Raw genomic sequence first — 13,021 nt, forward strand, 5'->3', positions numbered from 1 at the left:
GGGCCTTCCCTGTATGTACCCCCGACCGGATTCGAACCGGCGCTACCGCCTTGAGAGGGCGGCGTGCTAGGCCGCTACACAACGGGGGCCTGAATCAGCACATCCTGTACTGCGCTGGGCTACCAGGACTCGAACCTAGACTAAATGAACCAGAATCACTCGTGCTGCCAATTACACCATAGCCCATGGTATAGACCAGTACCCCCGACCGGATTCGAACCGGCGCTACCGCCTTGAGAGGGCGGCGTGCTAGGCCGCTACACAACGGGGGCCCTAGCGATCTCCATAACCTCTGGAGATCCGTACCCCCGACCGGATTCGAACCGGCGCTACTGCCTTGAGAGGGCAGCGTGCTAGGCCGCTACACAACGGGGGCTTGATCCTGCTTGATCAAGAGATTCACGAAGAAATCGAGAAGATCTCTTGCTGGGGTACCAGGACTCGAACCTAGACTAAGTGAACCAGAATCACTCGTGCTGCCAATTACACCATACCCCACCAAAACTCCACCTCTGTCGAGGTGTTGTCCGGCTTGCGCTCCGGTTCGGCCTTTCGGCCCGCCCGGGCGGCGCAGGAAGAACATTACCCGATGGTGGACGGGCCACCAAAACGCATTGCCGGTGCGGTGGCGCCGCGTGCCGGGCACGCGGCGCCCTCTGACGGCGTCAGGCCGACAGCTTGGCCAGCGCCGCGTCGATGCGGGCCAGGGTGCGCTCGCGCCCCAGCACCTCCAGGGACTCGAACAGCGGCAGACCGACCGTGCGGCCGGTGACGGCGACACGGACCGGGGCCTGTGCCTTGCCCAGCTTCAGGCCGTGCTCCTCACCGGCGGCGAGGACGGCCTCCTTGAGGGGTTCCGCCCTCCAGTCCGCCTCGGCCAGCTCGGCGATCTTCGTACGGGCGGTGGTGAGCAGGGCGTCCGCGCCGGGCTTCATGGCCTTCGTCCACGACGCCTCGTCCTCCACCGGCTCCGCCAGGAAGAGGAAGTCGACGTTGGCGGTGATGTCGGACAGCACCGTCAGCCGGGTCTGGGCCAGCGGGGCCAGCGCCTCGAAGGCGGCCGCGTCGAAGCGGTCCGGGGACCAGGGCGCGTGCGGGGCCTGCAGCCAGGGGCCGCACGCCTCGATGAAGGTCTTGACGTCCAGCTGCCGGATGTGGTCCGCGTTGATCGCCTCGGCCTTCTTGAGGTCGAAGCGCGCCGGGTTGGCGTTGACACCGGAGATGTCGAACGCGGCGACCATCTCCTCCAGGGAGAAGACGTCCCGATCGGCCGAGAGCGACCAGCCCAGCAGGGACAGGTAGTTGAGCAGCCCCTCGGGGAGGAAGCCGCGCTCCCGGTAGAGGTTGAGCGACGACTGGGGGTCGCGCTTGGACAGCTTCTTGTTGCCCTCGCCCATGACGTACGGCAGATGCCCGAAGGCGGGCACCTGGCCGCCCCCCACGCCGATCTCGGCGAGCGCCCGGTAGAGCGCGATCTGGCGCGGGGTGGAGGACAGCAGGTCCTCGCCGCGCAGCACGTGGGTGATCTCCATCAGCGCGTCGTCGACGGGGTTGACGAGCGTGTAGAGGGGGGCGCCGTTGGCGCGCACGATGCCGTAGTCCGGAACGTTGTCCGGGGTGAAGGTCAGCTCGCCGCGCACCAGGTCGGTGAAGGTGATCGGCTCATCCGGCATCCGGAAGCGGACGATCGAGGCGCGCCCCTCGGCCTCGTGCGCCGCGATCTGCTCGGGGCTGAGCGTGCGGCAGGTGCCGTCGTAGCCGGAAGGGCGGCCGGCCTTGCGGGCGGCCTCGCGGCGCTCCTCCAGCTCCTCCGCCGTGCAGTAGCAGCGGTAGGCGTGGCCGGCGTCCAGCAGCTTGGCCGCGACGTCGGCGTAGATCTCCATGCGCTGCGACTGGCGGTAGGGCGCGTGCGGGCCGCCGATCTCGGGGCCCTCGTCCCAGTCGAAGCCCAGCCAGCGCATGGCGTCCAGCAGCTGCGCGTACGACTCCTCGGAGTCGCGCGCGGCGTCGGTGTCCTCGATGCGGAAGACCAGGGTGCCGCCGTGGTGGCGGGCGAACGCCCAGTTGAAGAGGGCGGTGCGGACCAGGCCCACATGGGGGTTGCCGGTCGGCGAGGGACAGAAACGAACCCGCACGGGGGCGGGGGAGCTTGCGCTAGCCACGCTTGATCACCTTGTTGGTGAGAGTGCCGATGCCTTCGATGGTGACGGCGACCTCGTCGCCGACGGTGAGCGGGCCGACGCCCGCCGGGGTGCCGGTGAGCACGACGTCGCCGGGGAGCAGCGTCATCGCCTCGGTGATGTGCACGATCAGGTCCTCGATGGAGCGGACCATCTCGCTGGTACGGCCCAGCTGCCGCTGCTCGCCGTTGACGGTGCACATGATCCCGAGGTCACCGGCCCGCTCCAGGTCGATGCCGGTCTCCACCCAGGGGCCCAGCGGACAGGAGGCGTCGAAGCCCTTCGCCCGGCCCCACTGCTTCTCGCGCCGCTGCGCGTCGCGCGCGGTGATGTCGTTGCCGCAGGTGTAGCCGAGGATGACGTCGGCCACCCGCTCGCGCGGGACCTCGCGGCACATGCGTCCGATGACCACGGCCAGCTCGGCCTCGTGGTGCACCTCGGAGGAGAAGGACGGGTAGGCGACGGGGTCGCCGGGGCCGATCACCGAGGTGGACGGCTTGAAGAAGACGACCGGGACGTCGGGGACCTCGTTGTTGAGTTCGGCGGCGTGCTCGGCGTAGTTGCGGCCGATCCCGATGACCTTGTTGGGCAGGACGGGCGGCAGCAGCCGGACCTTGCTGAGGGGGATCTTCTGCCCCGAGCGCTCGAATTCGGCGAAGGGGTGTCCCTTGATGATGTCGACGACGGGGCCGCCCTGGTCGGACGGCTCGCCCTCGACCACTCCGAAGGCGACGTTGCCATCGATGGAGAATCTGGCGATGCGCACGGGAAGCTGGTGCCTCTTATCTGAACTCGCTGGAGACTGACGCTCCAGGCTATCGCCCCGCCTCCCGCGCGCCGCCGGGTCGGCTCGCCGTCCCCCGTGCGGGGGCGTCGGCGAGGCGAACCGAGCCCCGGAACGAGCGGGTCAGTGGCCGGGGGCCTCCACGGGGGCCTCCATCAGCACGGTGCGCCGGGGGTTGGCGGTCCGGGTGGGCAGTTCGACGGGGTGCTCCGGCTGTTCGCCGGTCTCGGTCCGCAGTTCCTCGGCGTCCGCGAGATGGGCCAGGGTGGTGCGCCGGGGGTTGGCTATCGTGCGGAACATCATCGTCGTCTTCACTGGGTTTACGCCTCGCGTTGTTGTCGTATGCACTGGTGGTGTAAAGCGTCAGGCTAGGTCCGGCCTTGCCCATGCAATCGCGGAAAAAGTCTCGACCAGCATGTGATTTTGCTCACGAATGATCGGGCAAATGCCACATTCGCGGCACGCGATCCGCGCGCCGAAACGGACATTGCACCCCCGAAGCAGACGTTCCGCTCTTGATCATCGCTAGCCGGACACGCCGTATGCGCGATCGACTCGTTCACAAAAGTCCGTTATCGCAGACATGACTTTCTACGTCCGGTAATAACGCCCGTACTGAGCGTCACGCGCGTCACAGCCTTACCCCTTGCCCTTGTTGCAGCATCCGGCACTGTGCTGGAATTCCCGGGACCGCCGCGGGATCAGCCGGCGCGCATGGGGGCGCAAGACAGAGAGGCGCCGAGCGGCGGGGGCTCCTCCTGTCGATATACGAAAGGAAGCGCGCCGGTCACTCACGACCGAAATGGGGGGCCGCGGTCCCCTCGACTCGACACCGCTCCACTGCTGACCCGGTGGAGCGCCTGGTCCAGAGGTTGCGACGCTAGTGCAGGGACGTTTCAAGAGGGATGGTATGGGGTCTCCCCAGGCCCGCCAGGGCCGCGGGGAAGCTTCGGCGGACCCGGAGCCGCGCGGTGGGACCGACCGCGGCTCCTCGCCCCAGCGCGCCCAGGGCGGCGGGCGGCCCCCGGCCGACCAGAGCCCCGAGGGCGGCGCCCAGAGCGCTACGAAGACCAGCGCGCCCAGCGGAGGCGGCGGCGCCGAGTCCACCGCGCCGGTGACGTCCAGCGGGCCCGGCGCCCGGATGGCCCTCAAGAACTGGCGCATCAGTACCCGGCTGGTCTCCCTGCTGGCGCTCCCCGTGGTCGCGGCGACCACGCTGGGAGCGCTGCGTATCGACACCTCGCTGGACAACATCCAGCAGCTCGACCAGATGAAGCTGCTCACCGACATGACGCAGCAGGCCACTCAGCTGTCGAACGCGCTCCAGGCGGAGCGGGACAAGTCGGCGGGGCCGCTGGCCAGCAAGGGCAACGAGAAGGACGACGGTGTCGTCTCCACGCGCGAGGACACCAACCGCGCGATCGCGGCCTTCCGCAAGGCGACCGACAACGTCGAGCCGGGCGATCAGTCGATGGCCGGTGTGCAGTCGACGCTCGTCAACATCGACCGCCAGCTCGGCAAGATCAACGACATCCGCGACACGGCGTACGACAACAGCCAGTACTACTCGCTGACGGTCCAGGACTACAACGAGCTGATCAACTCGCTGCTGTCGCTGTCGCAGGACATGGCGCAGGCGACCAGCAACCGCGCGATGATCAACAACACCCGCGCGCTCGCCACCTTCTCCTCCGCCAAGGAGTACGCCTCCATCCAGCGCGCGCTCATCAGCGCCGCCCTCGCCGACCCCAAGGGCGCCCAGTTCTCCGCCAACGACAGCCGGTTCGCCAGGACCGCGGTCGACAAGGAGAACGAGGCGCTGGGCAGCTTCAAGCAGATCCGCCAGGGCAACTCCGAGGACCTGCTGGAACCGCTGGACAGCCGCCCGGACATCAAGGCGGCGACCATGTACGCCGACCGGGCGGTGCGCGACCCGGACGGCCTCAAGGCCGAGAAGCGCACCTATCTGGACTGGTACGACCAGGACAGTATCAAGATCGACGAGATGGGCAAGATCGAGCAGACGCTGCTCAGCGAGATGACGCAGAAGTCTCGTGAGCTGCGCGATTCCGCCCAGCAGGACGCGATCCTCAACGGTGCGCTGATCCTGCTGGTGCTCGGTGTCTCGCTGGTCGGCGCGTTCGTGGTGGCCCGGTCCATGGTCCGCTCGCTGCGGCGGCTGCAGGACACCGCGCAGGACGTCGCCGAGAAGCGGCTGCCCGAGCTGGTCAAGCAGCTGTCCGAGTCCGACCCGCAGGACGTGGACACCTCCGTCGAGTCCGTCGGTGTGCACAGCCGGGACGAGATCGGCAAGGTGGCCGCGGCCTTCGACGACGTGCACCGCGAGGCGGTCCGGCTGGCCGCCGAGCAGGCGCTGCTGCGGGGCAACGTCAACGCGATGTTCACCAACCTCTCGCGCCGCAGCCAGGGCCTCATCCAGCGCCAGCTCTCGCTCATCTCCGAGCTGGAGAGCCGCGAGGCCGACCCGGACCAGCTGTCCTCGCTGTTCAAGCTGGACCACCTCGCGACCCGTATGCGCCGGAACGGTGAGAACCTGCTGGTGCTCGCGGGCGAGGAGCCCGGCCGCCGCTGGACCCGGCCGGTCCCGCTGGTGGACGTGCTCCGCGCGGCCGCCTCCGAGGTGGAGCAGTACGAGCGCATCGAACTCAGCTCGGTCCCCGCGACCGAGGTCGCCGGCCGGGTCGTCAACGACCTCGTGCACCTGCTCGCCGAGCTGCTGGAGAACGCCACCTCCTTCTCCTCCCCGCAGACCAAGGTCAAGGTCACCGGTCACGCGCTGCCCGACGGGCGGGTGCTGGTCGAGATCCACGACACCGGCATCGGGCTCTCGCCCGAGGACCTGGCCGCGATCAACGAGCGGCTGGCCTCCCCGCCCACGGTCGACGTGTCGGTGTCCCGGCGCATGGGCCTGTTCGTGGTCGGCCGGCTGTCGCTGCGTCACGGCATCCGCATCCAGCTCCGGCCGTCCGACTCGGGCGGTACGACGGCGCTGGTCATGCTGCCGGTGGACGTCGCCCAGGGCGGCCGCAAGCCCGCGCCGCAGGGCGCCGGCGGCCAGGGCGGTCCGGGTGCCGGCGGGCAGGGCAACGGCTCGGCGGGACTGCTCGGTTCGCCGCCCTCGCGGCGGCAGGTCCCCGGCGCGGGTTCACGCGCCGCGCTGCCCGGCAACGGCGGCCTGCCGAGCCGGCCGGCCGGTGCCGGCGCGGGTGCCGGCCCGGCGGGCGGCGCTTCCTCCGGCCCGAACCTCTTCGAGGCGCCCGGACGGTCGGCCACCCCACAGCGGAACGAGCCCCCGGCCGGACCCCCGACCGGGTCCGGCGACGGTGCCGGTGACCCCTCCGGCCGTTCCCCGCTGCCCTCGCGCGGCGACCAGGGTCCGACGGTCGCCCCGCCGACCGGTGCGCCCGGCCGACCCGAAGCGGGTGACCAGGGCAACCGGCCGCAGCTGCCCTCGCGCGACCCGGCACGTGAGCTTCCCGGTCCGCAGCAGCCCGGCACCAGCTGGGGCGCGCGGCCTTCCGAGGACGACTGGCCGACGGGCCGGCGGGACGCGGGCGACCAGCCGCGCGGGCACGAGGAGCCCGAGACCACGGGCCAGTTCGCCCGCCCGGACCTCGGTCCCGGCTCGGGCGAGCGGCGCGATCCGTTCGGCAACCGCGGTCCCGGCGACACCGGTGAGCTGCCTCAGCTGAGCGACGGCCCCAACCTGTTCGAGCCGCGCCGCGGACCGGGCGACACGGGCGAGTTCCCGCGCCCGGACTTCGGCCGCGGGCCCGGTGACACCAGCGAGTTCCAGCGCCCCGACTTCGGCCGCGGGCCCGGTGACACCAGCGAGTTCCAGCGCCCCGACTTCGGCCGCGGACCGGGGGACACCGGCGAGTTCGCCGTACCCGGCCAGGAGGGCCGCGGTCCCGGCGACACCGCGCAGTTCCAGCGCCCCGACTACGGGCGCGGCCCCGGCGACACCGGCGAGTTCGCCCGGCCGGAGCTGGGCCAGGGGCCCGGCGACACCGGCCAGTTCCCGCAGGTGCGGGACGACCGGAACCAGCGCGGCGGCCGTCAGGACGACGCTCTGCCGCCCGCCGCCGGTCCCGGCGACGGCCGGACGCCGATATTCGACACCATCGAATCCACCTGGCTCCACAACCAGCCCGCGACCCCGGGCAACCAGGGCGACGGCGGCCGGTACCCCGCGGAGCCGCCCGCCCAGGCTCCCGAGCAGCCCGCACAACCGCAGCAGCCGTCGTCCTGGAACACCGGTGAGTTGGGCGGTGTCGGGGCAGGCGGTGCCGGGGCGGCCGGGAGCGGCGGCCCGGCCGAGACCAACGGTGCCCAGCGCACCGGCGGCACCAACGGCTCCGGTTTCCAGGGGCTGGGCGGTGCCGGATCCGCGTGGCAGACGTCGGCCAACGACGAGCGCTGGCGCCGAGCCGGGCAGATCCGCGAGCCCGCCGCCGGCGGTATCACGTCGTCCGGCTTGCCACGGCGGGTGCCCCGCGCGAATCTCGTGGAGGGCGCCGCGCAGCCGTCGCAACAGCCCGAGCAGGTGGGGCCCCAGGTGTCTCGCGCGCCCGACGACGTACGCGGGAGGCTGACCAACCTCCGCCGGGGTATTCAGCAGGGCCGCCGGGCCGGAACCGGTCTGGACGGCAATCATGATCGCGGCGTAGGCCCGACTTACCAGCAGGAGCGTTAGTTGAGCCCGATGAGCCAGGCGGCGCAGAATCTGAACTGGTTGATCACCAATTTCGTGGACAACACCCCCGGGGTGTCCCACACCGTGGTGGTCTCCGCCGACGGACTCCTTCTGGCGATGTCCGAAGGCTTCCCCCGTGACCGAGCCGATCAACTGGCGGCGGTCGCCTCCGGCCTGACCTCGCTCACCACCGGGGCCTCGCGCATCTTCGAAGGTGGCACGGTCAACCAGACCGTCGTCGAAATGGAACGAGGCTTCCTCTTCATCATGTCCATCTCCGACGGCTCCTCCCTCGCCGTACTCGCCCACCCGGAGTGCGACATCGGCCTCGTCGGCTACGAGATGGCCCTGCTCGTCGACCGCGCGGGCAACGTCCTCACCCCCGACCTGCGCGCCGAACTGCAAGGCAGCCTGTTGAACTGACCACCCACCGACCGCCCGCCCCGGCCGTACGGCCGGGGCGCCCCCCACCGGCCCCGACCGACGGCACACGTCGTCACCTTGTTGTCCGACCGGAGGACTCATGACCCCGCCCCCTGCCTCGACCGGCCCGTACGGCGGCCATCACCACACGCCGTACGGGGGTGAAGGCGACCAGCCATTGGTGCGTCCCTACGCCATGACCGGAGGCCGGACCCGGCCGCGCTACCAGCTCGCCATCGAGGCACTGGTCAGCACCACGGCCGACCCCGCGCATCTGGCGGGGCTGCTCCCCGAGCACCAGCGCATCTGCCATCTCTGCGGGGAGGTCAAGTCCGTCGCGGAGGTGTCGGCGCTGCTGAACATACCCCTCGGCGTGGCGCGGATTCTGGTGGCCGACCTGGCGGAGGCCGGCATGGTGGCCATTCACCAGCCCGGGGGCAGCTCGGAGACGGGCGGCACGCCGGATGTGACATTGCTCGAAAGGGTGCTCAGTGGACTTCGCAAGCTCTAGCGGCGGCGCCCCGCCCGCCCGCGCGACCACCTCGGCGAAGATCGTGGTGGCGGGCGGTTTCGGCGTGGGCAAGACCACGTTCGTCGGCGCGGTCTCGGAGATCGACCCGCTGCGTACCGAAGCCGTGATGACCTCCGCCTCGGCGGGGATCGACGACCTGAGCCATGTGCAGGACAAGACCACGACGACCGTGGCGATGGACTTCGGCCGCATCACGCTGGACGACGATCTGATCCTGTATCTGTTCGGCACCCCGGGCCAGGACCGGTTCTGGTTCATGTGGGACGACCTGGTCCGCGGTGCCATCGGCGCCGTCGTCCTCGTCGACACCCGCCGCCTCGCCGACTGCTTCCCCGCCGTCGACTACTTCGAGAACTCCGGACTGCCCTTCGTCATCGCCCTCAACGGCTTCGACGGACACCAGCCCCACACCCCGGAGGAAGTCCGCGAGGCCCTGCAGATCGGCCCGGACACCCCGATCATCACCACCGACGCGCGCCACCGCAGTGAAACCAAGAGCGCCCTCATCACCTTGGTCGAGCACGCGCTGATGGCCCGGCTCAAGTAGGAGCCGACCGCCGGAGGTTGTGCGGCAGCAAAGGTACGAGCGGGCTGTGTCCAACGACATGGCCCGCTCGTGCCTTCATAACGTTTCGACAGAGAAAAACCCGGCTCGTCGACACGGAGCGCATGCGATCGACTCCGTTGCGCATTCAATTAGTTCGGCATTTGACATGGCTCACCCTTAACGCCCGTTTTATCTCTGGTCTAGACAACAGACTGCGCGGTTTGCACAGTGTTTGGAAAGCACCTGCGGGGCGTGCTGGAATTCGCTGAACTGGGCAGTAGAGGGCTCAACTGGGAACGGCACGAGATCGGTGCCGACGCCGAGAGGTTTTGGTCGAGTGAGGCGAAGCACGCCGGACCCCGCGCAAGAAGCGCGAGGGAACTTCACCCCGCCGCCGCGTACACGCACAGCGGCTCCGCCCGCAGATGCGTCGGATCCGCCCGCCCCCGCCGGTGGCCGGATCACCCCGCGGAACTGGGGGGTGCGCACGCGGCTGTACGCTATTTTGCTCATCCCCGTGCTGGTGGCCCTGGTCTTCGGCGGCTTCCAGGTGTCGGCGTCGGTCGCCACCTGGAACGAGGCGCAGGACGCGGAGCGCACCGCCAAGCTGGTCCGGGCCGCCGAGACCTACGCCCACGCCCTGGTCGACGAGCGCGACCGCACCGCCGGCCCGCTGCTGACCGGCACGAATGAGGACGTGGTGCGCAAGGTGCGCGCGACGACCGACGCGGCGGCGAAGGAGTTCGACGCGGCGACGGCCGACATGCCGCAGACGGCGACCCTCAAGCGGCGCCTCAAGGCCTTCAAATCGGTCGAACCCCAGCTGGCGGCGCTGCGGCGGAACGCCTACACCGACCGGCTGAGCGCGGTGAAGACCGAAGAGGGGTACGTCGGCGTCGAGCACGGGCTGATCGAGTTCGCCAACGAACTGGGCCTGGGCACCGGCAACATCACCTCCTACGGCCGCACCGTCTACGCGGTCTCGCTGGCCAAGGGCGCCGAGTCGCTGCAGCGCTCCATCGGCACCCATCTGCTGGTCAAACCGGGTCCGTCGGCGGCCGACCGCAAGACCCAGCTGACCGCTTTCGGCAGCTACGTCTACCTGGAGGGCATCGCCCTCGGGGAGTTCAACGCCGCCGGCACCCCGGAGGACGTGACCCGGCTCGAGGACACCCTCACCGCGGCCAAGAAGCGGGCGCAGGCACAGAGCGCCGAGGCCAAGCGGAAGGCCGAGGCGGCGGGGAAGACATACACCGCGCCGCCCTCCATGGACCGGATGATCCAGGCCATCGCCGGCGGGTCGGACCCCAAGGATCTGGCGGAGCAGGGCATCACGCCGGACGCCTGGTTCGCCGCGTCCACGGTCAAGTTCGACGCCTACCGCGACGCCGAGCAGAACCTCGTCGACAAGGCCGTGACCGAGGCATCGCAAATATCCGCGAACGCAAAGCAGGACACGATCGTGAACGCCGCGATCGTGCTCGTCGCGCTGCTCGTGGCGTTCATCGTGGCCGGCCGGATGGCCCGCTCGATGAGCCACAGCATGCTCCAGCTGCGCAACGCCGCCTTCGACGTCGCCGAGCAGCGGCTGCCCATGGTGGTCGACCAGCTCTCCCGTACCGACCCGGGCCGGGTGAACACCCGGGTCACCCCGATCCCGATCAACACCCGGGACGAACTGGGCGAGGTCGCCCGCGCCTTCGACCAGGTGCACCGCGAGGCGATCCGTCTCGCGGCCGAGCAGGCGATGCTGCGGGGCAACGTCAACGCGATCTTCACGAACCTTTCCAGTCGCAATCAGGGACTGATCGAGCGGCAGCTCACCCTGATCTCCGAACTGGAGGCCCGGGAGGCCGATCCGGACCAGCTGGAGCACCTCTTCCGGCTGGACCACCTGGCCACCCGCATGCGGCGCAACGGCGAGAACCTGCTGATCCTCGCGGGCGAGGAGCCGGGCCGCCGCTGGAACCAGCCGGTGCCGCTGATCGACGTGCTGCGCGCCGCCTCGTCCGAGGTGGAGTCGTACGAGCGGATCGAGCTGGCCGGGATCTCGGAGAGCGAGATCCACGGCACGGCGGTGACCGACCTCGTCCACCTGCTCGCCGAGCTGCTGGAGAACGCCACCACCTTCTCCTCGCCGCACACCAAGGTGCGGGTCACCGCGACCCGGCTGCCGGACGGCCGGGTGGTGGTCGAGATCCACGACAAGGGCATCGGCCTGACCGCCGAGGACTTCGCCGACATCAACCACAAGCTGGCCAAGCCGCCGACCGTGGACGCCGCGGTCTCCCAGCGCATGGGCCTGTTCGTGGTCGGCCGCCTCGCCGACCGGCACGGCATCCGGGTGCAGCTGCGCCCGGCCGGTGAGCAGGCGGGCACCACCTCGCTGGTGATGCTGCCCGAGGCGATCACCCACGGCGGTGGCGGCGAGGAGCTGCCCCAGGAGGACTTCACGGTCTCCCGGATCGCCCCGGAGCCCGAGCCGCAGCCCACCTACACCCCCGAGGACGCCGCGCTGTCCTCCCGTACGGCCGCCGAGCTGGGCTTCGACGACTCCTCGTACGCCCAGGAGCACTTCCAGCGGCAGTACGGCGGGCTGCAGGCCATGCAGCACGAGCAGGAGCCGCGGCACGACCCGGCCGAGCCGGATTTGCTGGCCCAGCCCGGTCCGGGGCCGGCCGCTCCCGGGTATCAGGATTCCGCCTTCTCTGAACCGGAAGCGAACTTCAGCGTCCAGACGGAGCCGGAACAACAGCCGTACGTGGGCTACAACTCACCTCCCCAGCAGGGAGAGTGGGGCGATTCCGGATCTTTTGAAATGCCCTTCGCGTCGCAGTTCGGGACGCAAACGGAATCGGGACCCGGCGGTCCCGAAGTTTCCCGGGACCGCGTAGAGTTCCACCGTCCGGGCCCCTCTCCGAGCGGCGTCCACTCGGTGACCGACGCAGGGCTTCCGCGTCGCGACAAGCAGTGGCAGCCGTCCGAGGAGACAGGGGCACAGGCGGCAGTCGGGGAACCGGCGGCGGCCGCGGTGCCGGAACGGCCGCGGCAGGCCCCGCAGGAGGACGGTAACCGGTGGCAGTCGGAGAACGACCAGCGCTGGCACCGCGCCGAACAGCTCCGCGAGCCGAAGGCCGGCGGGGTCACCTCCTCCGGTCTGCCCCGGAGGGTGCCCAAGGCCAACCTGGTCGAGGGCGCCGCGGAGCCCACCGGACAGGGCGGCCCCCAGGTCTCCCGGGCCCCGGAGGACATCCGCGGCAGGCTCAGCAACCTGCGCAGCGGCATCCAGCGGGGACGCGACGCGGGAGCCGGGATCACCCCGCGTGACCAGCATGACCAACAGGGCTTCGGCCCCGGCAGCACCTACGATCAGGAGCGTTAGTGTGAGCCCGATGAGCCAGGCGGCGCAGAACCTGAACTGGTTGATCACCAACTTCGTGGACAACACCCCCGGGGTGTCCCACACCGTGGTGGTCTCCGCCGACGGACTCCTTCTGGCGATGTCCGAAGGCTTCCCCCGTGACCGAGCCGATCAACTGGCGGCGGTCGCCTCCGGCCTGACCTCGCTCACCGCCGGAGCCTCCCGCATCTTCGAAGGCGGCGCGGTCAACCAGACCGTCGTCGAAATGGAACGAGGCTTCCTCTTCATCATGTCCATCTCCGACGGCTCCTCCCTCGCCGTACTCGCCCACCCGGAGTGCGACATCGGCCTCGTCGGCTACGAGATGGCCCTGCTCGTCGATCGCGCGGGCAACGTCCTCACCCCCGACCTGCGCGCGGAATTGCAAGGCAGTCTTCTCAACTAGCAAACATGGAGTGCGTTTCGCGCCACCGCGCC

At 70.1% G+C, this 13,021-nt stretch carries 9 protein-coding genes and 5 tRNA genes; 6 read left to right on the forward strand and 8 right to left on the reverse strand.

Annotated features, from left to right (window positions below; genetic code table 11):
- Positions 1-16: 16 nt before the first annotated feature.
- The 8 genes from ABZ562_RS14395 to ABZ562_RS14430 form a co-directional block, all read right to left on the reverse strand.
- Positions 17-89 (reverse strand) — tRNA-Glu (locus ABZ562_RS14395).
- Positions 90-114: 25 nt separating this feature from the next.
- Positions 115-186, reverse strand: a tRNA-Gln gene (locus ABZ562_RS14400).
- Positions 187-199: 13 nt separating this feature from the next.
- A tRNA-Glu gene (locus ABZ562_RS14405) sits at positions 200-272 on the reverse strand.
- A 31-nt stretch (positions 273-303) separates the two neighbouring features.
- Positions 304-376, reverse strand: a tRNA-Glu gene (locus ABZ562_RS14410).
- A 50-nt stretch (positions 377-426) separates the two neighbouring features.
- Positions 427-498, reverse strand: a tRNA-Gln gene (locus ABZ562_RS14415).
- A 167-nt stretch (positions 499-665) separates the two neighbouring features.
- The gene (gltX, locus tag ABZ562_RS14420) at positions 666-2,162 is read right to left on the reverse strand and encodes a glutamate--tRNA ligase (RefSeq protein WP_361478099.1); all 1,497 of its coding nucleotides are present in this window, start codon (positions 2,160-2,162) and stop codon (positions 666-668) included.
- Positions 2,155-2,946: a fumarylacetoacetate hydrolase family protein gene (locus tag ABZ562_RS14425; protein WP_055547345.1), complete on the reverse strand. Its 792-nt coding sequence runs from the start codon at positions 2,944-2,946 to the stop codon at positions 2,155-2,157. The genes gltX and ABZ562_RS14425 overlap by 8 nt, the downstream gene beginning before the upstream one ends.
- A gap of 141 nt (positions 2,947-3,087) precedes the next feature.
- Positions 3,088-3,279 carry a hypothetical protein gene (locus ABZ562_RS14430; protein WP_361478102.1) on the reverse strand — a complete coding sequence of 64 codons (192 nt, stop codon included), beginning with the start codon at positions 3,277-3,279 and terminating at the stop codon, positions 3,088-3,090.
- Positions 3,280-3,874: 595 nt separating this feature from the next.
- Here ABZ562_RS14430 and ABZ562_RS14435 point away from each other — a divergent pair.
- The 6 genes from ABZ562_RS14435 to ABZ562_RS14460 all read left to right on the forward strand — a co-directional run bounded on the left by ABZ562_RS14435 (position 3,875) and on the right by ABZ562_RS14460 (position 12,989).
- Positions 3,875-7,681, forward strand: coding sequence for a nitrate- and nitrite sensing domain-containing protein (locus tag ABZ562_RS14435; RefSeq protein ID WP_361478105.1), 3,807 nt, complete (start codon positions 3,875-3,877; stop codon positions 7,679-7,681).
- A gap of 9 nt (positions 7,682-7,690) precedes the next feature.
- Entirely contained in the window at positions 7,691-8,104 is a 414-nt protein-coding gene (locus tag ABZ562_RS14440) for a roadblock/LC7 domain-containing protein (RefSeq protein ID WP_009714791.1), read from the forward strand.
- A 100-nt stretch (positions 8,105-8,204) separates the two neighbouring features.
- Positions 8,205-8,615: a DUF742 domain-containing protein gene (locus tag ABZ562_RS14445; protein WP_055547352.1), complete on the forward strand. Its 411-nt coding sequence runs from the start codon at positions 8,205-8,207 to the stop codon at positions 8,613-8,615.
- Positions 8,596-9,183: an ATP/GTP-binding protein gene (locus ABZ562_RS14450; protein WP_361478108.1), complete on the forward strand. Its 588-nt coding sequence runs from the start codon at positions 8,596-8,598 to the stop codon at positions 9,181-9,183. The genes ABZ562_RS14445 and ABZ562_RS14450 overlap by 20 nt, the downstream gene beginning before the upstream one ends.
- 481 nt (positions 9,184-9,664) lie before the next feature.
- Positions 9,665-12,565, forward strand: coding sequence for a nitrate- and nitrite sensing domain-containing protein (locus ABZ562_RS14455; protein ID WP_361478111.1), 2,901 nt, complete (start codon positions 9,665-9,667; stop codon positions 12,563-12,565).
- Positions 12,566-12,575: 10 nt separating this feature from the next.
- On the forward strand, positions 12,576-12,989 hold the full coding sequence (locus tag ABZ562_RS14460; RefSeq protein ID WP_009714795.1) for a roadblock/LC7 domain-containing protein: 414 nt from the start codon (positions 12,576-12,578) through the stop codon (positions 12,987-12,989).
- The last annotated feature ends 32 nt before the right edge of the window (positions 12,990-13,021 follow it).

The organism is Streptomyces sp. NPDC019937 (assembly GCF_040631655.1).
GTDB lineage: Bacteria > Actinomycetota > Actinomycetes > Streptomycetales > Streptomycetaceae > Streptomyces.

Bases quoted from the DNA above. Each gene is read 5' to 3' on its own strand.
- ABZ562_RS14435 (WP_361478105.1), top strand. From the start codon at position 3,875: ATGGGGTCTCCCCAGGCCCGCCAGGGCCGCGGGGAAGCTTCGGCGGAC.
- ABZ562_RS14440 (WP_009714791.1), top strand. From the start codon at position 7,691: ATGAGCCAGGCGGCGCAGAATCTGAACTGGTTGATCACCAATTTCGTG.
- ABZ562_RS14445 (WP_055547352.1), top strand. From the start codon at position 8,205: ATGACCCCGCCCCCTGCCTCGACCGGCCCGTACGGCGGCCATCACCAC.
- ABZ562_RS14460 (WP_009714795.1), top strand. From the start codon at position 12,576: ATGAGCCAGGCGGCGCAGAACCTGAACTGGTTGATCACCAACTTCGTG.